Here is a 19,794-nt window from a genome sequence, read left to right as displayed (position 1 = left end):
TTCCTAGCTGGAGGAGCGCGATGCGCGTCGGATTTCTGATCGGGCTCGGCATGCTCGCCGGCACTCTGGCGGCCGCGCCGGCGGCGGCCGTCGTCGGCGGCCGCGAAGGGGGGCCGTTGGCGAGCTCGACCCTGATGGTTCTCAATGCCCGGGGTGGCGTCTGCACCGGCATCGTCCTGTCGCCGCGCAGCGTGCTGACGGCCGCCCATTGCGCTGCGGGGGGGACCGAACTGCGGATCCACTGGAAGGAGGGCGGCGGCGAGCCCGTCCTGCTGGCGCCGGCCGCCGTCGTTCTACATCCGGAATTCCGGTCGGACGCCGTCGCGGCGCGCCAGCGCTCGATCGATCTCGCTCTGCTGCGTCTGGCGCAGCCGCTGCCCGGCCGATTCGCGGCGGCAACGCTGCTGGACGGCGCCCCGCCCCGCGCCGGCAACGCCATCGACCTCGCCGGTTACGGCGTGTCGCGCGAGGGCGAGGCGCGCAGCACCGGCATCTATCGCTCCGCGACGCTCGCCGTGGTCGAGCCCTATGGGCCGGGCCGCATCCTGCTCTGGGCCGCGGACGCCGCCGGCGCGGGCAAGCGCAGCGGGCCGGGCGCCTGCCAGGGAGACTCGGGCGGGCCCATGGTCTCGGGCGACGGCGTGGTCGCCGTCACGAGCTGGTCGACCGGCCCGTCGGGCCGCAGTTGCGGTCTCCTCAGCCAAGGCGTCCTCGTGGCGCCGCAACGCGGCTGGATCGACGGGACGCTGGCGCGCTGGTCTGACAGGGCGATCTGGAGACCGTCCCGCTGAGGGAAAAGCTGGACTGGCGCTCGCCAGTCCCTAGATTGAAGGATGTTCGTCCATCCGGTCCGCCTCATGACAACGCGCCGCCTCACCTTTGCTCTCGCCACCGCGCTGCTCGCGGGCAGCACGCCCGCGCTCGCAGTCATCGGTGGCATCGCCTCGCAGGATGTGCGGGGCGCGCGGGCCTCGACCCTGCGGATCGAAACCAGCCGCGGCGAACTCTGCTCCGGCGCGGCGATCGCGCCCGAGCTGGTGCTGACGGCGGCGCATTGCCTGATGGGCGGCGGTTCGGTCAGCGTGGTGAGCCTCGATCCCAATTTCCGCCCGCGCCGCCATGCCGTTCTGGCTGTGATGCCCCATCCCAGCTTCGTGCCGGGCACGACGCCACGCACCCAGCCGGGCGCCGATCTCGCGATGCTGCGCCTGTCTGCCCCCCTCCCGTCCGATATCCAGCCCGTCACGCTCGGCGGCGGCCTGTGGCAGGGCGAGGTCGTGACCATGGCGGGCTTCGGCCTCTCGGTCGAAACCAACAAGAAGACGGCGCGACGCCTGCGCGAGACGCGGCTGGTCAACGCCGGCAACTACACGACGCAGAACACCGTCAAAGTGGCCGTCGACCCCGAGGCCAGGGGCGAGACGCCCGGTGCCGGCGCCTGCCGCGGGGATTCCGGCGGGCCGGTCCTGCGCGGCGAGATCCGCTCGCGCGATCTCGTGGGCATCGTCAGCTGGTCGAGCGGTCCGCTGAATACGCGCGAGCGACGCATCTGCGGCGGCTTCACCGCGATCACGCCGATCAGCGAGCACCGGGCCTGGATCACGGAGTCCGCGGCTAGGCTGCTCACGCTCGGGACCAACCAGCGTCTGGCCGAGCAGCCTGCGCCGTCCGGCTACAGTTGGTGGCCGATGCGCTGAGGGCGGAGCCCGCCCCCAGCCAGCGGTACGGGCTCAGGCGGCGAACCGCAGCCCCTTGATCGCCGCGAAGTCCTGCACGCCGCCACCGACCCGTTTGGTCGTGTAGAACAGCACATAGGGCTTGGCGGAATAGGGATCGCGCAGGATGCGCACGCCGGCGCGATCGACGACGAGATAGCCCCGGCGGAAGTCACCGAAGGCCAGCGCGAGCGCATTGTTGGCGATGTCGGGCATGGTCTCCGCCTCGACGAGCGGGAAGCCCATCAGCGTCGCGGGCGCGCCGATCGAGGCCGGCGGCTGCCAGAGATACTGGCCCGTCGAGTCCTTGAACTTGCGGACCTGCGCCTGCGTCTTGCGGTTCATCACGAAGGACGCGTTCTGGCGGTAGCCGGCCTTCAGCGCATAGACGAGATCGACCAGGATGTCGGACGGGTTGGCCGTGGCGAAGGCGCCGGCGACGCCGGTGTTGAGGACGCCGATGCTGCCCCAGTTCCAGCTCGCTTCCGCGACCATGGGATAGGCGAGGAAGCCCTTGGGCTTGTCGATGCCGTCGCCGCTGACGAAGGCCGCCCCCTCCTGCTCGGCGAAGGCGCTCTCGACCTCTTCGGCGATCCACTGGTCGATGTTGACGATGGCGTCGTCGAGCAGGGTCTGCGTCGCCGCCGGCATGGCGTAGAGTTCCATCGCCGGGAAGGAGAGCTCCGCCAGGGTGGGCGAGCCGGTCTGCGGGCGCGCCGCGCTCTCGCCGACCCAACCGGAAGCCGGCCCGGTAGTCGAGAACGCCTTCTTGTAGGTGCCGGACGAGATCGTCCGCACCGTCGCCAGGGCGCGGATCGGCGAGGCGGTCGAAAGCCGCCGCAGAATCTCGCTCTCGACGCTGGAGGGGGCGAGATAGCCGCCGTCCGGCCCCGAGCCGGCCGAGAGCGCCTTGGCCTCGAGCCGCTTGAGGCCGCTCGCCTCGCCGCTGCGGACATAGGCCGCGAAGGCGGCCTTGTGCTCGCCGACCAGCGGATCGCGCGGCTCGTCGCGCCCGAGCGCCGGGCGGCTGCGGTCCAGCGTCATCCGGTCGATGCGGCGCATCGTCTCGTCGAGGGCGGCGTCGATGCGCGCCATCTTCTCCTCGGTCAGCGGATCGACGCCGTGGCGGCTTTCGATCTGCGCGAGGCGCTCGTCATTGCTGACGCGGTAGCTCTCCAGCGTGTAGCGCAGATCGTCGAAGGCCAGCGACAGATCGGCGCCGGCGGCCTTGCTCTCGGGAGCGTGGTTGACAGTGGTCATGGTCTCTCCTTCGGGGAAAAGCAGTTTCAGGCGTGAGCGAAGGCGGCGTGAGAGGACCGCTGCGCGGGGCGCAGCGCCTTGACGGCGGAGATCCGGGCCTGCGGCAGCATCGGGAAGGTGACGATCGAGATCTCCCAGAGGTCGATCCGCTCCAGCCGGCGCAGGCCGCTGCGCGGCTCGGTGCGGGCGCGCTCCGAACGGAAGCCGATCGAGAGCCCATCCACCGCGCCTTCGCGCATCAGGGCGTGGATCTCCCGGGCACGGGCGACCGCCAGCGAGAGCTGGCCCCTGACGAAGAGCCCGCGCGAATCCTCGGTGAGCGCGATCCAGCGGCCGATCGGCTCGGCCGGATCATGCTGCCAGAGCAGCTTGACGCCCGCAGGCCCCCGCCGCGCCAGGCTCTCGCGAAAGGCGCCGCGCTCGACGATGTCCTTGCCGAGATCGGCGATGCCGAAGAGGCTGGCATAGCCCTCGAACAGCCCGTCGAGGCCGATGCGCGCCGGCGGCAGCGGCAGGAACTTGCACTCGCGGTCGCAGGGGCCGGCAGGAGCGCGCGCCCTCATCGCGCCCGCTCCCCGGCCTTGCCGACGCGACCCGCACCGCCTTCCAGCCGCGCCAGATGGCGCAGGAAGCGGCCGAAGGCCTCGGTGTTGGCCGGCCCGCGCGCCGGCTGCCGCGGCGGGCTGCGGCCCGGGCCGGAGGCTTTCGGCGGGGCGGGCTTATGGTCTGCGGAACGCGTCATGGCTGGTCCCCCTCGTGACGGGCGTTGAAGCGGTTGAGTTCGCGCACGAAGTCGTCGAAGCGGCGGTTGGCGGCGGAGAGCTCGCGCATCACGAACCAGGCTGCGGCCGAGGCCGTCGCAGCCCAGAGCAGGAGGCCGAGATGGCCGACATCGGCGCGCCCGACGAAGGCGGTGACGATCTGGTCGAGCAAGTTCACGGGCTCACCCCTCCCCCTCCGGCGCCCGGCCGTAGCCGACCGCCTCGCGCTTCTCGTCCTCGCTGAGGAAGGTCGCCGCGCCGAGCCGGCGCCAGAGCGATTCCCGCTCCTCGGCCAAGGCCTCGATCGCGTCGAGATCGGGCTCGAGCGAGAGATCGCCGCCGAAGGCCGGCCCGAGCCATTGCGCCAGCGACTGCGCGGTGCGCCGCACCAGCGGGATCGCGGTCTGACGCCAGAAGGCGCGGTTGGCCTCGGCGAAATTGGCATGGGTGTTGTCGCCGGGCAGGCCGAGCAGCAGCGGCGGCACGCCGAAGGCGAGCGCGATCTCCCGCGCCGCGACGCCCTTGGCCGCGACGAAATCGAGTTCGGCCGGCGTCAGCGAGAGCGGCTTCCAGTCGAGCCCGCCTTCGAGCAGCAGGGGCCGGCCGGCATTGCGGGCGCCCTGGAAGCTGTCTTCAAGCTCGGCTTTCAGCCGCTCGAACTGCGCGTCGGTCAGGCTCGCCCCGTCGGGCCCATCATAGACCAGCGCACCGGAGGGCCGGGCCGCATTGTCGAGCAGGCCCTTGTGCCAGGCGCTGGCGGCGTTGTGGATGTCGAGCGAGCAGGCGGCGGCCTCGATCGGCGAGAGGCCGTAATGGTCGTCGACCGGATGGAACAGGGTGAGATGCAGGATCGGCGGAACGACGCCCTCGTCCTGCCGGAAGCGGATGGTGTCGCCGCCGACCGTGTAGTCATAGGCTTCCGGCCAGCCATCGCGGCCGGGCACGACCTTCATCCGGTCAGGCCGCAGCGCATAGAGTTCGCGCGGCTCGGCCCCCGTGCCGGCGGCCTCGACATAGGCGTTGCCGGCGACCAGCAGATGCCCGAACAGCATCTCGCGAAAGGCGATGCCGCCCTGGCGCGGATTGGGCCGGTCGATCAGCGCGAGCGCCGGATGCTCGGGCCTTTCCCGATCACCGATCTTGGCGATCAGCGGCGTCTGCGCCGCCGCCTCGGCGATCAGCCGGACGCAGCGATGCACGACCGGGTTGCGCTCATAGCCCTCGCGGGCGAGCGCCGCATAGTCGCGCGGCGTCCAGACCGGACGACCGGCCTCGTGCAGCGCGATCAGCGGCCCGACTCGCGAGCGCTTGCGTTCCGGCGCGGCGAAGCCGCGCAGGTGGCGAAGGAGATGGAGCATGGAGGTCTCGCTGTTGAAGTGGTCCGTCATTGCGAGCACAGCGAAGCAATCCAGAACGGCAGCGCTCGACGGCCCCTGGATTGCTTCGCTGTGCTCGCAATGACGGCGCGCCGCCCGAGAATGACGGGCCTAAATCCCCCTCACCCGCGGCCGGCCCTTGGGGCCGAGCATCAGATGGGTCAGCGCCCAGACGAGCGCGTCGAGCCGGTCGGGCGAGCGGCCGGAGCTGAGGCCGCCGGGGCCGAAATCGCACATCTCGTCTTCGAGCGCGGGAAAGGCGCCGGCATGGCGCACCCGCCCCTGCGCATAGAGCGCCGCCACAGGCTCGGCCCGCAGATATTTGCCGCGCGTCGCCCTGACCGCGCTGACCGGCACGCCGGCATCGACCTCGCGGATGACCGCGGTCGCCATCTCGCCGCCCTGGTTGACCTCGACGACGAGCGCATCGGCCTCGAAGCGCCGGTAGAGCGCGACCGCCTTGGCCGCCCATTCATGCGGGCGGGCACCCGCCACCGTCCCATCCTCCAGCACATGGCCGAGGCCGTCTCCGTCGAGGCCGGCGACCACCAGCCCGCAGGAATCGGCGCGGGCCGAGGACGAGGCCGGCGGATCGACCGCGACCACGATCCGCGCCAGAGCCGGCGCCTCCCGCTCCCGGCACTCCTCGATCATCGCCCGCGTCCAGAGCGCATCCGCGCTTTCCTCGACCAGTTCGCCGTCGAGTTCCTGCCGGCCGAGCCGCGTGCCGCCATAGCTGAGCGTCACGCTGCGGATGAAATCGGCCGCGAGGTTGAAGCGGTTGGCGCTCGTCGCGGCGCGGCTGACGGCCACTTCGGGATCCGCCAGCAGCCGCTTGATCAGCGGCACGGGGCGCGGCGTCGTGGTGACGATCTGGCGCGGCCGGTCGCCGAGGCGTAAGCCGAATTGCAGCATGTCCCAGGTCTCCTGAAGGTTCGGCCATTTCGCCAGTTCGTCGGACCAGGCGGCGCCGAATTGCGGGCCGCGCAGCCCTTCCGGATCTTCCGCCGAGAACACCTGGGCGATCGCGCCATTGGGCCATTCGAGCCGCCGCCGCGAGGGATACCAGCTCGGCCGCTCCCAGCGGGTGTGGATCGCAAGCAGTCCGGAGACGCCCTCGATCATCACGTCGCGGACCTGGCCTTGCGTCTCGCCGACCAGCGCGATCCGTTCTGTCGCAGCCGGCGCATAAGGCTCCTGCCCCAGCGCCATGCCCTTGACCCATTCGGCGCCGGTGCGGGTCTTGCCCGCGCCCCGCCCGCCAAGCACCAGCCAGACACCCCGGAGCGGGGGTGGCGGCGGCATCTGGTCCGGCCGCGCCCAGATCGTCCATTCGACGATCAGAACCTCGTATTCGTCAGGCGTCGCCGTCGACAGGAGTTGCCGCAACAGCGGGATTCGTCTCTCCGGCGGCAAGGACTTCAAGACGTCGTGCAAGCTCCTTTCGGAGCTCGGCGACGTGGCGCAGTCCGGCGGCGGGCGAGAGTTCATCGTTGGATCTGTCCTCCCGGCCGGGCGACGCCGCGTCGAGCGCCACCAGTTCGCGCACCGTGCGGGCCAGCACCGCGAGCGCCTTCGCCTCGGATTCGCTGGCGGCTGCGCCCTTCGGCAGTTCGTCGAGCCGCGCCTCATGCGCGTCGAGCTGGCGCTGCGCCGCGCGCCAGAGCCGCGTCACCACGGCCTTGCGGGCCACGGACAGACGCTTGCCCTTCGCGACCGGCAAAGCCGGCGCGTCTTCCTCGGGATCGGACATGGGTAAAACCTCGCAGGGCCGGACATGCGAAAGCCGCCGGCGGATGGGCGCGGCGGCTTGGGCGTCAGTCACACTTCGTGAGCGTTCCTGATGTCTAGCGGATCAGCGTGACGCTGTCAAGGACTAATTTCCTACAACCGTGGGGCGATGATATGGAGGCGCTCACACCTCCTCCTTCTCCACCCATTTATACGTCACCGCCGGCACATACTGCTCCATGCGGTCGAGCAGCGTCGCGGGCTCCGTGTCGGTGATCGTCATGGCGCGGTGGGTCTGCTTGAGGAAGCCGGCCTCCACCGTGTTGTCGAGGAAGGTCGCCAAGGGATCGTAGAAGCCGGCGACATTCAGGAAGGCGAGCGGCTTGTCGTGGATGCCGAGCTGGGACCAGGTCCAGATCTCGAACAGCTCCTCGAAGGTGCCGATGCCGCCGGGCATAGCGATGAAGCCCTCCGAGAGTTCGGCCATGCGGGCCTTGCGGATATGCATGGTTTCGACGATCTCGAGGCGGGTCAGGTGGTGATGGCCGACCTCCTTCTCGCGCAGCGCGCGGGGGATGACGTCATGGACCTCGCCGCCGGCCGCGAGCGCGGCATCGGCGACGATGCCCATCAGCCCGACCGCGCCGCCGCCATAGACCAGCACCATGCCGCGCCTCGCAATCTCGGCGCCCATGGCGCGCGCGCCTTCGGCATAGACAGGATCATTGCCGGGGTTGGACCCGCAGAACACGCAGACGGATTTCATCGGCTCAGGCCCCCTTTGCGGCAAGCGCCTGCAGGATGCGGGCCCAGGAGCGCTGGCCCTTGTGGAAGGAGGAAAGGTCGTATTTCTCGTTGGGCGAATGCACGCGGTCGTCATCGAGCCCGAAGCCGACGAGCAGCGTGTCGATGCCGAGCAGGCGCTTGAAATCGCCGACGACGGGGATCGACCCGCCCGAGCCGATGGTCACCGCCTTGCGTCCCCATTCCTCGGTCAGCGCGTTTTGCGCCTGGCGCAGCGCCAGCGACTCGACCGGCACGGCGATCGCCGGCGAGGCGCCATGGGCGACGAACTCCGCCGTGACGTCGGCCGGCAGCCGCTCGCGCACGAAGGCCTGGAAGGCGGCGGCGATCTTGGCCGGGTCCTGCTTGCCGACGAGGCGGAAGGAGACCTTGGCCGAGGCCTTGCCGGCGATCACGGTTTTGGTGCCCTCCCCGGTATAGCCGCCCCAGAGCCCGTTGACGTCGCAGGTCGGGCGGGACTGGATCTGCTCGATCAGCATGCGCCCCTTCTCGCCGATCGAGTGCTTCAGCCCGATCTGGCCGAGGAACTCGTCCTCGGTGAGATTGAGATCGGCCCAGTCGGCCTTCTGCTGGTTGGTCGGCTCCTCGACGCCGTCATAGAAGCCCGGCAGCGTGATGCGCCCGTCCTCGTCATGCAGGGCTGCAACGATCTTCGCGAGCACATGGACGGGGTTGGCCGCCGCACCGCCGAACAGGCCGGAATGCAGGTCGCGGTCGGCGCAGGTGATCGTCACCTCCTGATAGACCAGCCCGCGCAGCGAGGCGGTGATGGCCGGGGTCTGCCGGTCCCACATGCCTGTGTCGCAGACGAGCGCAAAATCGGCCTTCAACTCGGCGGCGTTGTCGCGGACGAAGGCCGGCAGGTTGACCGAGCCCGATTCCTCCTCGCCCTCGACCATGACGGTGACACCGATCGGCAAGTCGCCCGTCTCGGCGAGCGTCGCCCGCAGCGCCTCGACGAAGGTCATGACCTGGCCCTTGTCGTCGCAGGCGCCGCGCGCGACGATGACCTTGCGGCCGGGCTCGATCTCCTTGATCACCGGCTCGAAGGGCTTGGTCTCCCAGAGCTCCAGCGGATCGACCGGCTGGACGTCGTAATGGCCGTAGAACAGCACATGCGGCGCGCCGGGCTTAGGCCGGTGGGCGAGCACGATCGGATGGCCGGGCGTCTCGCGCAGGCCGGCGGTGAAGCCGAGCGCTTCCAGATCCTTCGCCAGCCACTCCGCCGCGCGGCGGCTGTCGGCGGCATAAGCCGAATCGGTCGAGATCGAGGGGATTTCGAGCCAGGAGGACAGCCGCGCCAGCGAGGCGTCGAGATCGGCATCGAGGCGGGCGAGGATCGCGGGAAGCTGGGTCATGGCACTCGGCAGGGCTGGGCTCGTGCCGGGCGGCTGAGCCGATTCAGGTGACGCCATCATGGCAAGGCGCAGGGCCGGCGTCAGCCTCGTCCTGACATGGCATCGATGCGAAGGCGCACGTCATTCTCGGGCTTGACCCGAGAATCTCATGACCAGATGGCTGGTTTACGAGATGCTCGGGTCAAGTCCGAGCATGACGCAGGGCGATACGCTCAGCGCTTCCCGCCCATCATGCTCCCCAGCACACCACGCAGGATCGCGGTGCCGACCTGGCGGCCGATTGTGGTCGCGGCCGAGCGGGCGGCGGAGGTCAGCACTTTTTCCGCCATGCTCTGCGGCAGGGCGCCGCCGCGGCTGCCGGGGCCGGTCTTGGGGCGCTGCTGCGGCGCGCCGCCACCAAGCCAGCCGCCGATCGTGTCGAGAATGCCGCCACCACCCGCCGTCGAGGCTTCGACGGGGCCGGCCTCGGCGAGGTTCTTGCGGGCGGCCAGCTCCTCATAGGCCGACTCGCGGTCGATCATGGTGTCGTATTTGCCCTTGAAGCCGGATTCGGTCAGCGCCTGCTGGCGGATCTGCGCCGAGCAGGGCCCGACCTGCGCCATCGGCGGGGCGATCAGCGCGCGCTCGACGACCGTCGGCGAGCCCTTGCCCTCGAGCGTCGAGATCAGCGCCTCGCCGACCGCCAGATGCATGATCGCCTCGGCGGTGTTGATCTTGGGGTTCTGTCGGAAGGTTTCGGCGGCCGCCTTGACCGCCTTCTGGTCGCGCGGGGTGAAGGCGCGCAGCGCGTGCTGGACGCGGTTTCCGAGCTGGGCCAGCACGGTCTCGGGGATGTCGAGCGGGTTCTGCGTGACGAAATAGACGCCGACGCCCTTCGAGCGGATCAGCCGCACGACCTGCTCGACCGCCGTCAGCAGGGCCTTGGGCGCGCCGTTGAAGAGCAGATGCGCCTCGTCGAAGAAGAAGACGAGCTTGGGCTTGTCGAGATCGCCGACCTCGGGCAGCTGCTCGAACAGCTCCGACAGCAGCCAGAGCAGGAAGGTCGCATAGAGCCGCGGATTGGCCATCAGCTTGTCGGCGGCCATGATGTTGACGATGCCGCGGCCATAGCGGTCCGTCCGCATTAAGTCGGAAATCTCGAGCGCCGGCTCGCCGAAGAACAGGTCGCCCTTCTGGTTTTCCAAGACCAGCAGCGCGCGCTGGATCGTGCCGACCGTCTGCGAGGTGACGTTGCCGTATTTGGTCGTCAGCTCCTTGGCGTTCTCGGCGATGAAGCCGAGGATGGCGCGCAGATCCTTGAGGTCGAGCAGCAGCAGTTTTTGCTCGTCGGCGATGCGGAAGGCGATGTTGAGCACGCCCTCCTGCGTCTCGTTGAGATCGAGCAGGCGGGCGAGCAGCAGCGGCCCCATCTCGGAGATTGTGGCGCGGACGGGATGGCCCTGCTCGCCGAAGACGTCCCAGAACACGGTGGTGAACTGGTCCGCCTCGTATTTCACGCCGATCTCCTCGGCGCGCTTGACAAAGGGCGGCTTGGAATCGCCGGGTGCGGCGATACCTGAGAGGTCGCCCTTGATGTCGGCTGCGAAGACGGGAACGCCCTCGCGGGCGAAGCCCTCGGCCAGCACCTGCAGCGTCACCGTCTTGCCGGTGCCGGTCGCGCCGGTGACGAGTCCGTGGCGGTTGGCGAGCTTGAGCAGGAGGGTTTCCGGCTTCCAGCTCTTGCCGATCAGAATCGCGCCGTCATCCGCCATGGGGCTTCCTGTTGTGCTGTCGATGGGTCAGGGCAAGGATGTAGCGAATGGTGGCGCGCGGCGGAAGCCCGCCGCGCGCCGGGACTATCGGGCTTCGCGAATAGTTGATATGTGAACCATCTGGCCGTCCGCGCCGCAACCCACAGGACCGAAACAATGGAAGAACTGATTTCCCGCGTGATTGCGGCCTCGGGCCTCAACGAAGAGCTCGCCCGCAAGGCGGTCGGCATCATCCTCGCTTTCCTTCAGAAGGAAGGTCCGCCGGCCGAGATCGGCGAGCTGATGGCGGCACTGCCTGGCGCAGCGGAGCTCGCGGCGGCCGAGGGCGGCGCCAAGGGCGGCCTGATGGGCATGGTCGGCGGCATGATGGGCGGCAGCGGCGGCGTGATGGCGCTCGGCGGCCAGCTCATGGGCGCCGGCCTCTCGATGGGGCAGATCCAGTCGGTCTCGAAGGAAATGTTCGCCGTCGGCCGCGAAAAGGCGGGCGAGGATGCGATGGGCGCCATCGTCGGCGCGATCCCGGGTCTCGGCCAGTTCGTCTGAGCCGCGCCACACTTTGACCGTTGCAACGCCGCCGCGAGGCGGCGTTGTCGTTTGTGCCCTCCCCGGCGCGGGTTTGCGCAGCCGCGTTGCGACGAAGTAGGAATGGCGGCGCGGCGTCCTGCATGGCAATCACCGCCGCGCAGCCGCGCGCGACGGCTGATGACGAGGACAGCTTCGCATGACTTCGGCCCCGGACCCCGACCTGTCCTTCATGAGCGCGTTTCCCGCTCCGACGCAGGAGGCCTGGCGCACGGCGGTCGACAAGGTCCTGAAGGGCGGCGATTTCGAAAAGCGGTTGGTCAGCAAAACGGCCGACGGCATCCGGATCGAGCCGCTTTATGCGGCGGCCTCGCCGTCGGCCCGGCCTTTGCGCGCTGAGGCCGGCCGCTGGCAGGTCACGACCCGGCTCGATCATCCTGATCCGGCCGAGGCCCAGAAGCTGGCCCTGGCGGACCTCGAGGGCGGTGCCAACGCCCTCACGATCGCCTTTGCCGGAGCCCGCGCCGCACGCGGATACGGGCTCATTGCGCAGGATGTCGCCGCTCTCGACGTCGCTCTCGACGGCGCGATGCTCGATCTGATCCAGTTGCGGCTCGATCCAGCCCCGGAGGGTCGCATCAACGCGCTGCTGCTGGCCGCGCTGATCGAGACGCGCGGGCTTTCGCCCGAGGCGCTGTCGATCGATTTCGGCATGGACCCGATCGGCGTCTTCGCCGGCACCGGCGGGCTCGCGGCCTCCTGGTCCGAGGTCGGGCGCCGGCTCGCCGCGACCGTTCGGGCGCTGAAATCGCGCGGCTTCAAGGGCCCCTTCGTGACGGTCGACACCCGGCCCTGGCATGAGGCCGGGGCGAGCGAGGCGCAGGAGCTTGGCTATGGCCTGGCGACGGCCATCGCCTATCTGCGCGCGCTGGAAGCCGAGGGTTTTTCGCTGCAGGAGGCGCGCGACGCGATCTCGTTTACGCTGGTCGCCGACACCGACGAGTTCCTGACCATCGCCAAGCTGCGGGCGGCCCGCCTGCTCTGGGCCCGCATCCAGAGCGCCTGCGGGCTGACGCCCGTGCCGATGGTCCTGCATGCCGAGACGGCGTGGCGTTCGCTGACGAAGCGTGACCCCTGGGTCAATCTGTTGCGCGGCACCATCGCGACCTTCTCCGCAGGCATCGGCGGGGCGGATGGCGTGACGGTTCAGCCCTTCACCGCGGCGCTCGGCCTCGCCGACGGCTTCGCCCGCCGCCTCGCCCGAAACACCCAGCTCGTGCTGCTGGAAGAGGCCAATCTCTGGCGCGTCGCGGACCCCACCGCGGGCGCCGGCAGCTTCGAGACTCTGACGCAGGCGCTGTGCGAGCAGGGCTGGGCTCAGATGCAGGCGATCGAACGGGAGGCGAAGGACGGCCTGCCGGGCATCCTCTCGGCGCTGACCGCCGGGACGGTCCAGACTGCGCTCGGACGCCAGCGCGAGGCGCGCGCGAAGGCGGTCGCGACGCGGCGCGAGCCGATCACCGGAACGAGCGAGTTCCCGAACCTGAAGGAGGCCGCGGTCACCGTGCTGGATGTCGCACCGGTCACCGCCGGCACATCGACGGGCCGGACCGGAACTGTGCCCGACCCGGAGGTACTGATCGCTCGGCTCGCCGCAGGCGCCGAACGCGAAGAGGGCCTCATCGCGCCGCAGGACGGCTTGCGGGCGCCTGCCCTGCCGTCGCTGCGGCTGGCCGAACCCTTCGAGGCGCTGCGCGACCGGGCCGATGCGGCTGCGGAGCGGCCGGTCGTCTTCCTCGCGACGCTCGGACCGGTCGCCGATTTCACGGCACGCGCCGGCTTTGCGCGCAACCTGTTCGAGGCGGGCGGTCTCGCCGCCCCGGTCGGCGACGGCTTTGCAAAGAAGGGCGGCACCGGTCTCGCCGCGCTCGCGGCCGCCTTCACGGCCTCGGGCGCGCGTCTCGCCTGCCTCTGCGGGTCGGACGCCGACTATGGGGCTGAGGGCATCGCTGCCGCGCAGGCGTTGACGGCGGCCGGCGCGACCGTCTGGCTGGCGGGCCGGCCGGGCGAACTGGAGGCTGCACTGAACGAAGCGGGGGTGCGTTCGTTCATCTATGCCGGCTGCGACGTGCTCGACGCGCTGCGGCGCGCCCACGATGCCGCCTGAGGAGACCGGATCATGACCGCCATCGCCCTGACCATCGCCGGCTCGGATTCGAGCGGCGGCGCCGGCGTCCAGGCCGATCTCAAGACCTTCGCGGCGCATCAGGTCTATGGCGCCAGCGTCCTCGTCGCGCTGACGGCGCAGAACACCAAGGGCGTCACCGCCATCCACGCAGTGCCGGCGGACTTCGTCGCGCAGCAGATCGACGCCGTTTTCGAGGATCTCGACGTCGCGGCGGTCAAGATCGGCATGCTGGCGACGGCCGAGCTGATCGAGACCGTGGCTGCGGGGCTGAAGCGCCACGAAGCGCGCAACATCGTGCTCGACCCTGTGATGGTCGCGGCCTCGGGCGCGCGCCTGCTGGAAAACGAGGCCGTCGCCGCGATCCATCGCCATCTCTTCCCGCTGGCGACGCTGATCACGCCGAATCTGCCGGAGGCGGCCGCCCTGCTCGGCACCGGCGAGGCGGAAACCGAGGACGCGGTCGAGCGGCAGGCGGATGCGCTCGCGGCGCTCGGCGCCGCCAATGTCCTGATCAAGGGCGGCCACGGCGGCGGCGACAGCAGCAGCGACCTGCTCCTGCTCGCGGGCGGTAGCCGCCAGCGCTTCGCGGCGCCGCGCATCACCACGCGCAACACCCATGGCACGGGCTGCACCCTGTCATCCGCCATCGCGTCGGGGCTGGCAAAAGGGCTCCCGCTGCCGGAAGCCGTGGGCCACGCCAAGACCTACATCTCGGCGGCGATCGCGGCGGCCGACGAGGTTCCGGTTGGCCACGGCCACGGGCCGGTGCATCATTTCCACCACTGGTGGGATCGTCAGGACGGGAGACAGCCATGACAGCCATCCCGGATTTCACGACGCTGGCCTATGCCGACGGCACCAGCCCCGCCTCTCCCGCGCTCCCAACCGGCGAGCCCTGGCTGACGCCCGAGGGCATCCCGGTCAAGCCGGTCTACACGGCTCAGGATCGCGAGGGCCTGCCCTTCGTCGACACGCTGCCGGGCATCGCGCCCTATCTGCGCGGGCCCTACCCGACGATGTATGTCAACCAGCCCTGGACGATCCGGCAATATGCCGGCTTCTCCACGGCCGAGGATTCCAACGCCTTCTACAGGCGCAATCTCGCCGCCGGCCAGAAAGGCCTCTCGGTCGCCTTCGATCTGGCGACGCATCGCGGCTACGATTCAGACCACCCGCGCGTCGCGGGCGATGTCGGCATGGCAGGCGTCGCGATCGACTCGATCTACGACATGCGCACGCTGTTCTCCGGCATCCCGCTCGACCAGATGAGCGTGTCGATGACGATGAACGGGGCGGTGCTGCCGGTGCTCGCGCTCTACATCGTCGCGGCGGAAGAACAGGGCGTGCCGGCGGCCAAGCTCTCGGGGACCATCCAGAACGACATCCTCAAGGAGTTCATGGTCCGCAACACCTATATCTACCCGCCGGCGCCCTCGATGCGGATCATCGGCGACATCTTCGCCTACACCTCGGCCAACATGCCGAAATTCAACTCGATCTCGATCTCCGGCTACCACATGCAGGAGGCCGGGGCGACGCAGGACCTCGAGCTGGCCTATACGCTCGCCGACGGCGTCGAATACATCCGTGCCGGCCAGCGCGCGGGGCTGGGAGTGGATGCCTTCGCGCCGCGCCTGTCCTTCTTCTGGGCGATCGGCATGAATTTCTTCATGGAGGTCGCCAAGCTGCGCGCCGGCCGGCTGATCTGGGCGAAGCTCGTCAAGGATTTCGGCGCGCAGAGCGAGAAGTCGCTGCCGCTGCGCACCCATTGCCAGACCTCGGGATGGTCGCTGACGGCGCAGGACGTCTTCAACAACGTGCCGCGCACGATGATCGAGGCGATGGCGGCGACCCAGGGCCATACCCAGTCGCTTCACACCAACGCGCTCGACGAGGCGCTGGCGCTGCCCACCGACTTCTCAGCCCGCATCGCGCGCAACACGCAGATCCTGCTGCAGCAGGAGAGCGGCACGACCCGGATCATCGATCCCTGGGGCGGGTCCTATTATGTCGAGCGGCTGATGGCGGAGCTGGCGACGAAGGCTTGGGGCCATATCAGGGAAGTCGAAGCGCTCGGCGGCATGGCCAAGGCGATCGAGGCCGGCATCCCCAAGCTGCGCATCGAGGAGGCTGCCGCCAAGACGCAGGCGCGCATCGATGGCGGGCTGCAGGCGATCATTGGCGTGAACTGCTTCAAACCGGAGAACGAGGCCGCGATCGACGTGCTCAAGGTCGATAACGCCTCGGTGCGCGCGCAGCAGCTCGAAAAGCTGAAGCGCCTCAAGGCCGAGCGCAACGAAAGTGAGGTTCAGGCCGCGCTCGCCGCCCTGACCGAGGGGGCGAAGGGCGAGGCCAATCTGCTCGACCTCGCGGTGAAGGCGGCTCGCGCCAAGGCCACCGTCGGCGAGATTTCGCTGGCGATGGAGCAGGTCTTCGGGCGCCACCGGGCCGAGATCAAGTCGATCGCCGGCGTCTACAAGCGGGAGGTCGGCACGATGAACCCTGCGGTCACGCGCGTGCAGATGATGACGCAGGCGTTCGAGGAGGCCGATGGCCGCCGCCCGCGCATCCTCGTCGCCAAGATGGGACAGGACGGGCATGACCGCGGCCAGAAGGTGATCGCCTCGGCCTTCGCCGATCTCGGCTTCGACGTCGATATCGGCCCCCTCTTCGCCACGCCCGACGAGGCAGCCCGGCAGGGCGTCGAGAATGACGTCCACATCATCGGCGTCTCGTCGCTGGCGGCCGGCCATCTGACGCTGGTGCCCGAGCTCAAGGCGGCGCTCACCAAGGCCGGGCGGCCCGACATCATGATCGTGGTCGGCGGCGTCATCCCGCCGCAGGATTTCGAGGCGCTGCTCGAGGCCGGCGCCTCCGCGATCTTCCCGCCCGGCACGGTCATCGCCGATGCCGCCGAAAAGCTGCTCGAGGACCTCAACGGCCGGCTGGGCTATGTCCAGCGCACGGCCGCCGAATAGTAGACAGGCGCGGCCGGCGGGCCGCGCCTGTCCCATGATCACGGATGTCGCCGCGCGACACTAGCGCCAGCCGTGACCATAACCGTAGCCGTAGCGGGGCGGCGGCGGGCGGAAGCCGTAGCCGTCGGGGTGGTGCCAGCGGCGGCGGCCCCAGTAGCCGTGGAAGACGGGCGGCGGGGGCGGCCGCCAGCCGTGCCGGGGCGCCCCCCAGTCCTCCTCGTAGCGCCCTCCGAAAGCCTCGGCGGTGGCGGGCGCCACGACGCTGCCCGCAGTGAACACGGCGGCGCCGAGAGCGAGCCCGGCCAGCGCGGTAACGACGAATCTGCGGGCCATGATCCTTGTCCTGTTGCCGGCTCGGGCCATCCCCTCGCCTTGACCAGGACCATGGCGGATCGCGTCTGAACGGCGTTTGAGGCCGCCATTCACACGCCGTTTAGCGGGAGCCGTCTCCGGGGACGCCCCGTCGCGAGCGTCAGCCCGCCAGAGCCTGCCGGCGCTTCAGCAGCAGCGAGGCCGCGATCACCACCGTGGCGACGAAGCCGATCAGGATGGTGCAGGCGGCGTTGATCTCGGGCGAGACGCCGAGCCGAACCGCCGAATAGAGCCGCATCGGCAGCGTGGTGGCGCCCGGCCCGGTGGTGAAGCTCGCGATCACGAGGTCGTCGAGCGACAGGGTGAAGGCGAGCAGCCAGGCCGCCGCCACCGCCGGCGCGATCAGCGGCAGGGTCACCGTCCAGAAGGTCACCAGCGGCGTAGCGCCGAGATCGCGCGCCGCCTCCTCCAGCGAGCGGTCGAAGCCGACGAGACGGGCCTGCACGACGATGCAGGCGAAGCCGAGGCCGAAGGTCGCGTGGGCGATCGTCACCGTCCAGAAGCCGCGCTCCACATCCGCCGCCACGAAGAGCAGCAGCAGCGACAGGCCGGTGATCACCTCCGGCATCACCAGAGGCGCCAGCGCCATGCCGGAGAACAGCAGGCGCCCGCGGAAACGGCCCTGCCGCGCCAGCGCCAGCGCGGCCAGCGTGCCCAGCGCGGTGGCGAGCGTGGCCGAGACGAAGGCGAGGCGCAGGCTGAGCCAGGCCGCCGACAAAAGCGCCTCGTTGGAGAGCAGAGCGCCGTACCAATGCGTCGAGAAGCCGCCCCAGACGGTGACGAGCCGCGAGGCGTTGAAGGAATAGGCGATCAGCGCCAGGATCGGCAGGTAGAGGAAGGCGAAGCCCGCGACGAGGGCGAGGATGAGGCCGGGGCCGAGCCGCGTCATGCCGCGCCCCCCTCGCCTGCCCGCGACAGCCGCGCGCGCTGCAGCAGCGCCAGCGGCAGGACGAGCACCACCAGCAGCACGACCGCCACCGCCGAGGCCAGCGGCCAGTCGCGGTTGGAGAAAAACTCGGTCCACAACACCTTGCCGATCATCGTCGTGTCCGGCCCGCCGAGCAGGTCCGGAATGACGAATTCGCCGATGGCGGGGATGAACACGAGTGCCGAGCCCGCCAGGATGCCGGGCAGCGAGAGCGGCAGCGTCACCGTCAGGAAGGCCCTGAGCGGCGTCGCGCCGAGATCGGCGGCGGACTCCAGCAGGCTACGATCGAGCTTCTCCAGCGTCGCATAGAGCGGCAGCACCATGAAGGGCAGATAGGAATAGACCATGCCGATCAGGACCGCGGTCTCGGTATTCAACAGTCGCAGCGGCTGATCGCTCAGGCCGAGCGCCGCCAGCGCCATGTCGAGCAGCCCCTCGGGCCGCAGGATACCGATCCAGGCATAGACCCGGATCAGGAAGGAGGTCCAGAACGGCAGGATCACCAGCACCAGCAGGATGGCGCGCCAGCGCATAGGGGCGCTCGCCATCGCGTAGGCCAGCGGATAGCCGATCGCGAGCGCGATCAGCGTCGTCAGCGCCGCGATGCGCAGCGAAAAGAGATAGCTCTGCCAGTAGAGCGGATCCTCCGAGATCAGCCCGAAATTCTCGAGATCGAGCCCTGCCAGGAAGTCGCGCAGGGCCGCGAAGCCCTCGAAATGCGGGGCATAGGGCGGCAGCGCGGTGGCGGCATCCGACAGCGCGATCCGCAGTACCATGACGAATGGCGCGAGGAAGAAGAGCCCCAGCCAGAGATAGGGCACGGCCACGATGAGACGGCCTTGTGCCGTCACTTTCGAGACCGGCCCGCTCACGGCTTCAGCACCAGCCCGGCCTCGACGTCCCAGGACAGCCAGACCGCATCCTCCCAGGCGAAGGGGCGCTCGATGCGGCGGGAGCGGTTGGTCAGCGAGACCTTCAGGAGTTGGCCGTCGTCGCCGCCAATCATGACCTGAACCATGGTCATGTCGCCGAGATAGCCGATGTCCCAGATCTCGCCGCGGACCTTGTTGGTGCCCTGGGCCGGCTCGTCATGGCTCAGCGCGATCTTCTCAGGCCGCAGCCCGACGAGGACCGGCGCGCCGGGGGACAGGGCCGGCGCCTCCTCATCGAGTTCGACGATGCCCGCCAGCGGCGTCATCACGCTGACGAGATCGCCCTCGACGGATTCGACGCGGCCCTCGAGGATGTTGATGTCGCCGACGAACTCCGCGACGTGGCGGCTCACGGGGGCCTCGTAGATCACGTCCGGCGGGGCGATCTGGACGAGCCGGCCATGGTCCATCACCGCCATGCGGTCGGCCATGGTCATGGCCTCGTCCTGGTCGTGGGTGACGACCATGAAGGTGGTGCCGAGTTCGCTCTGGATGTCCATCAGCTCGAACTGGGTGGCCTCGCGCAGCTTGCGGTCGAGCGCCGCCATCGGCTCGTCGAGCAGCAGGAGCTTCGGACGCTTGGCGAGCGCGCGGGCGAGCGCGACACGCTGGCGCTGTCCGCCGGACAACTGGTCCGGGCGGCGCTTGCCCAGCCCGTCCAGCTTGACCAGCGCCAGCATCTCAGCCATGCGCCGGTCGATCTCGGCCCGCGGCAGCCCCTCGCGCTTCAGGCCATAGCCGATGTTGTCGGCGACGCTGAGATGCGGGAACAGCGCATAGGACTGGAACATCATATTGACCGGCCGCAGATGCGGCGGGACGGCGGTGATGTCGACGCCGTCGAGCAGGATCTGCCCTTCGTCGGGCGTCTCGAAGCCCGCCAGCATCCGCATCAGCGTGGTCTTGCCGCAGCCGGACGGGCCGAGCAGGGCGAAGAACTCGCGCGGGTAGAGCGAGAGCGAGACATCGGCGACGGCGGTGACGCCGCCGAAGCGCTTCGTCACCGCGCGGAACTCGACCAGCGGCTGCGCGGCAGGGTCGTTCCAGGGCTGGAAGGCGCGGCGCACGCTGCCGGGCGATGCCTTGCGCATCGCGCCCGTCCCTCGCTCCCTCTGGGT

20 protein-coding genes are annotated in these 19,794 nt (G+C 69.8%); 6 read left to right on the top strand and 14 right to left on the bottom strand.

Annotated features, from left to right (window positions below):
- Positions 1-20 precede the first annotated feature (20 nt).
- Complete coding sequence (locus tag AX750_RS02005; RefSeq protein ID WP_066725892.1) at positions 21-791, top strand: trypsin-like serine protease; 771 nt, start codon at positions 21-23, stop codon at positions 789-791.
- Positions 792-857: 66 nt separating this feature from the next.
- Positions 858-1,697 (top strand): trypsin-like serine protease, encoded by an 840-nt coding sequence (locus AX750_RS02000; RefSeq protein WP_066726034.1) that lies wholly within the window; start codon positions 858-860, stop codon positions 1,695-1,697.
- A gap of 33 nt (positions 1,698-1,730) precedes the next feature.
- On the opposite strand, the gene AX750_RS01995 is transcribed toward AX750_RS02000, so the two are convergent.
- From AX750_RS01995 to AX750_RS01950, 10 genes are all read right to left on the bottom strand, one after another.
- The gene (locus AX750_RS01995; RefSeq protein WP_066726032.1) at positions 1,731-2,975 is read right to left on the bottom strand and encodes a phage major capsid protein; all 1,245 of its coding nucleotides are present in this window, start codon (positions 2,973-2,975) and stop codon (positions 1,731-1,733) included.
- A 26-nt stretch (positions 2,976-3,001) separates the two neighbouring features.
- Entirely contained in the window at positions 3,002-3,538 is a 537-nt protein-coding gene (locus AX750_RS01990; protein ID WP_082735297.1) for an HK97 family phage prohead protease, read from the bottom strand.
- Positions 3,535-3,717, bottom strand: a complete 183-nt coding sequence (locus AX750_RS01985; protein ID WP_066725890.1) for a hypothetical protein — start codon at positions 3,715-3,717, stop codon at positions 3,535-3,537. Before AX750_RS01985 ends, AX750_RS01990 begins: the two co-directional genes overlap by 4 nt.
- Complete coding sequence (locus tag AX750_RS01980) at positions 3,714-3,914, bottom strand: hypothetical protein (protein WP_069054486.1); 201 nt, start codon at positions 3,912-3,914, stop codon at positions 3,714-3,716. The genes AX750_RS01985 and AX750_RS01980 overlap by 4 nt, the downstream gene beginning before the upstream one ends.
- Before the next feature lie 4 nt (positions 3,915-3,918).
- Positions 3,919-5,094 carry a phage portal protein gene (locus AX750_RS01975; RefSeq protein WP_082735311.1) on the bottom strand — a complete coding sequence of 392 codons (1,176 nt, stop codon included), beginning with the start codon at positions 5,092-5,094 and terminating at the stop codon, positions 3,919-3,921.
- Between the two features lie 129 nt (positions 5,095-5,223).
- Positions 5,224-6,417 (bottom strand): terminase family protein, encoded by a 1,194-nt coding sequence (locus AX750_RS01970; RefSeq protein ID WP_066726022.1) that lies wholly within the window; start codon positions 6,415-6,417, stop codon positions 5,224-5,226.
- 52 nt (positions 6,418-6,469) lie between these two features.
- Entirely contained in the window at positions 6,470-6,865 is a 396-nt protein-coding gene (locus AX750_RS26360) for a hypothetical protein (protein ID WP_066725887.1), read from the bottom strand.
- A gap of 162 nt (positions 6,866-7,027) precedes the next feature.
- Positions 7,028-7,609: a TIGR00730 family Rossman fold protein gene (locus tag AX750_RS01960; RefSeq protein WP_066725884.1), complete on the bottom strand. Its 582-nt coding sequence runs from the start codon at positions 7,607-7,609 to the stop codon at positions 7,028-7,030.
- A 4-nt stretch (positions 7,610-7,613) separates the two neighbouring features.
- Positions 7,614-9,005 (bottom strand): dipeptidase, encoded by a 1,392-nt coding sequence (locus tag AX750_RS01955; protein ID WP_066725881.1) that lies wholly within the window; start codon positions 9,003-9,005, stop codon positions 7,614-7,616.
- Between the two features lie 212 nt (positions 9,006-9,217).
- Positions 9,218-10,756, bottom strand: a complete 1,539-nt coding sequence (locus tag AX750_RS01950) for a helicase HerA-like domain-containing protein (RefSeq protein ID WP_066725873.1) — start codon at positions 10,754-10,756, stop codon at positions 9,218-9,220.
- Between the two features lie 156 nt (positions 10,757-10,912).
- Between AX750_RS01950 and AX750_RS01945 the strand changes: the two genes are divergently transcribed.
- The 4 genes from AX750_RS01945 to scpA all read left to right on the top strand — a co-directional run bounded on the left by AX750_RS01945 (position 10,913) and on the right by scpA (position 16,444).
- Complete coding sequence (locus AX750_RS01945) at positions 10,913-11,299, top strand: hypothetical protein (RefSeq protein ID WP_066725870.1); 387 nt, start codon at positions 10,913-10,915, stop codon at positions 11,297-11,299.
- Positions 11,300-11,477: 178 nt separating this feature from the next.
- Positions 11,478-13,445, top strand: a complete 1,968-nt coding sequence (locus AX750_RS01940) for a methylmalonyl-CoA mutase subunit beta (protein WP_082735295.1) — start codon at positions 11,478-11,480, stop codon at positions 13,443-13,445.
- A 12-nt stretch (positions 13,446-13,457) separates the two neighbouring features.
- Complete coding sequence (gene thiD / locus AX750_RS01935; protein WP_066725867.1) at positions 13,458-14,282, top strand: bifunctional hydroxymethylpyrimidine kinase/phosphomethylpyrimidine kinase; 825 nt, start codon at positions 13,458-13,460, stop codon at positions 14,280-14,282.
- Positions 14,279-16,444, top strand: a complete 2,166-nt coding sequence (scpA, locus tag AX750_RS01930; RefSeq protein ID WP_067253459.1) for a methylmalonyl-CoA mutase — start codon at positions 14,279-14,281, stop codon at positions 16,442-16,444. Before thiD ends, scpA begins: the two co-directional genes overlap by 4 nt.
- A gap of 60 nt (positions 16,445-16,504) precedes the next feature.
- On the opposite strand, the gene AX750_RS01925 is transcribed toward scpA, so the two are convergent.
- The 4 genes from AX750_RS01925 to AX750_RS01910 form a co-directional block, all read right to left on the bottom strand.
- Positions 16,505-16,777, bottom strand: a complete 273-nt coding sequence (locus AX750_RS01925; protein ID WP_066724280.1) for a hypothetical protein — start codon at positions 16,775-16,777, stop codon at positions 16,505-16,507.
- A 139-nt stretch (positions 16,778-16,916) separates the two neighbouring features.
- A complete protein-coding gene (locus AX750_RS01920) occupies positions 16,917-17,705 on the bottom strand; it encodes an ABC transporter permease subunit (protein ID WP_066724276.1) in 789 nt (262 codons plus the stop codon).
- Positions 17,702-18,616, bottom strand: a complete 915-nt coding sequence (locus AX750_RS01915; protein ID WP_066724273.1) for an ABC transporter permease subunit — start codon at positions 18,614-18,616, stop codon at positions 17,702-17,704. The genes AX750_RS01920 and AX750_RS01915 overlap by 4 nt, the downstream gene beginning before the upstream one ends.
- On the bottom strand, positions 18,613-19,767 hold the full coding sequence (locus AX750_RS01910; RefSeq protein ID WP_066724270.1) for an ABC transporter ATP-binding protein: 1,155 nt from the start codon (positions 19,765-19,767) through the stop codon (positions 18,613-18,615). Before AX750_RS01910 ends, AX750_RS01915 begins: the two co-directional genes overlap by 4 nt.
- Positions 19,768-19,794 lie beyond the last annotated feature (27 nt).

Origin of the sequence: Methylobacterium sp. CCH7-A2 (genome assembly GCF_001557075.1) — a bacterium.
GTDB classification, from domain to species: Bacteria; Pseudomonadota; Alphaproteobacteria; order Rhizobiales; family Beijerinckiaceae; genus Allobosea; species Allobosea massiliensis.
This window is presented reverse-complemented; position numbering and strand designations above follow the sequence as displayed.

What these genes read in the sequence shown, in the direction of transcription:
- AX750_RS01970 (WP_066726022.1), bottom strand. Translation starts at nt 6,417, where the DNA reads ATGCCGCCGCCACCCCCGCTCCGGGGTGTCTGGCTGGTGCTTGGCGGG.
- AX750_RS02005 (WP_066725892.1), top strand. Translation starts at nt 21, where the DNA reads ATGCGCGTCGGATTTCTGATCGGGCTCGGCATGCTCGCCGGCACTCTG.
- AX750_RS01960 (WP_066725884.1), bottom strand. Translation starts at nt 7,609, where the DNA reads ATGAAATCCGTCTGCGTGTTCTGCGGGTCCAACCCCGGCAATGATCCT.
- AX750_RS01910 (WP_066724270.1), bottom strand. Translation starts at nt 19,767, where the DNA reads ATGCGCAAGGCATCGCCCGGCAGCGTGCGCCGCGCCTTCCAGCCCTGG.
- AX750_RS01995 (WP_066726032.1), bottom strand. Translation starts at nt 2,975, where the DNA reads ATGACCACTGTCAACCACGCTCCCGAGAGCAAGGCCGCCGGCGCCGAT.
- thiD (WP_066725867.1), top strand. Translation starts at nt 13,458, where the DNA reads ATGACCGCCATCGCCCTGACCATCGCCGGCTCGGATTCGAGCGGCGGC.
- AX750_RS26360 (WP_066725887.1), bottom strand. Translation starts at nt 6,865, where the DNA reads ATGTCCGATCCCGAGGAAGACGCGCCGGCTTTGCCGGTCGCGAAGGGC.
- AX750_RS01940 (WP_082735295.1), top strand. Translation starts at nt 11,478, where the DNA reads ATGACTTCGGCCCCGGACCCCGACCTGTCCTTCATGAGCGCGTTTCCC.
- AX750_RS01985 (WP_066725890.1), bottom strand. Translation starts at nt 3,717, where the DNA reads ATGACGCGTTCCGCAGACCATAAGCCCGCCCCGCCGAAAGCCTCCGGC.
- AX750_RS01950 (WP_066725873.1), bottom strand. Translation starts at nt 10,756, where the DNA reads ATGGCGGATGACGGCGCGATTCTGATCGGCAAGAGCTGGAAGCCGGAA.
- AX750_RS01920 (WP_066724276.1), bottom strand. Translation starts at nt 17,705, where the DNA reads ATGACGCGGCTCGGCCCCGGCCTCATCCTCGCCCTCGTCGCGGGCTTC.
- AX750_RS01990 (WP_082735297.1), bottom strand. Translation starts at nt 3,538, where the DNA reads ATGAGGGCGCGCGCTCCTGCCGGCCCCTGCGACCGCGAGTGCAAGTTC.
- AX750_RS01975 (WP_082735311.1), bottom strand. Translation starts at nt 5,094, where the DNA reads ATGCTCCATCTCCTTCGCCACCTGCGCGGCTTCGCCGCGCCGGAACGC.
- AX750_RS01955 (WP_066725881.1), bottom strand. Translation starts at nt 9,005, where the DNA reads ATGACCCAGCTTCCCGCGATCCTCGCCCGCCTCGATGCCGATCTCGAC.
- AX750_RS02000 (WP_066726034.1), top strand. Translation starts at nt 858, where the DNA reads ATGACAACGCGCCGCCTCACCTTTGCTCTCGCCACCGCGCTGCTCGCG.
- AX750_RS01945 (WP_066725870.1), top strand. Translation starts at nt 10,913, where the DNA reads ATGGAAGAACTGATTTCCCGCGTGATTGCGGCCTCGGGCCTCAACGAA.
- AX750_RS01925 (WP_066724280.1), bottom strand. Translation starts at nt 16,777, where the DNA reads ATGGCCCGCAGATTCGTCGTTACCGCGCTGGCCGGGCTCGCTCTCGGC.
- scpA (WP_067253459.1), top strand. Translation starts at nt 14,279, where the DNA reads ATGACAGCCATCCCGGATTTCACGACGCTGGCCTATGCCGACGGCACC.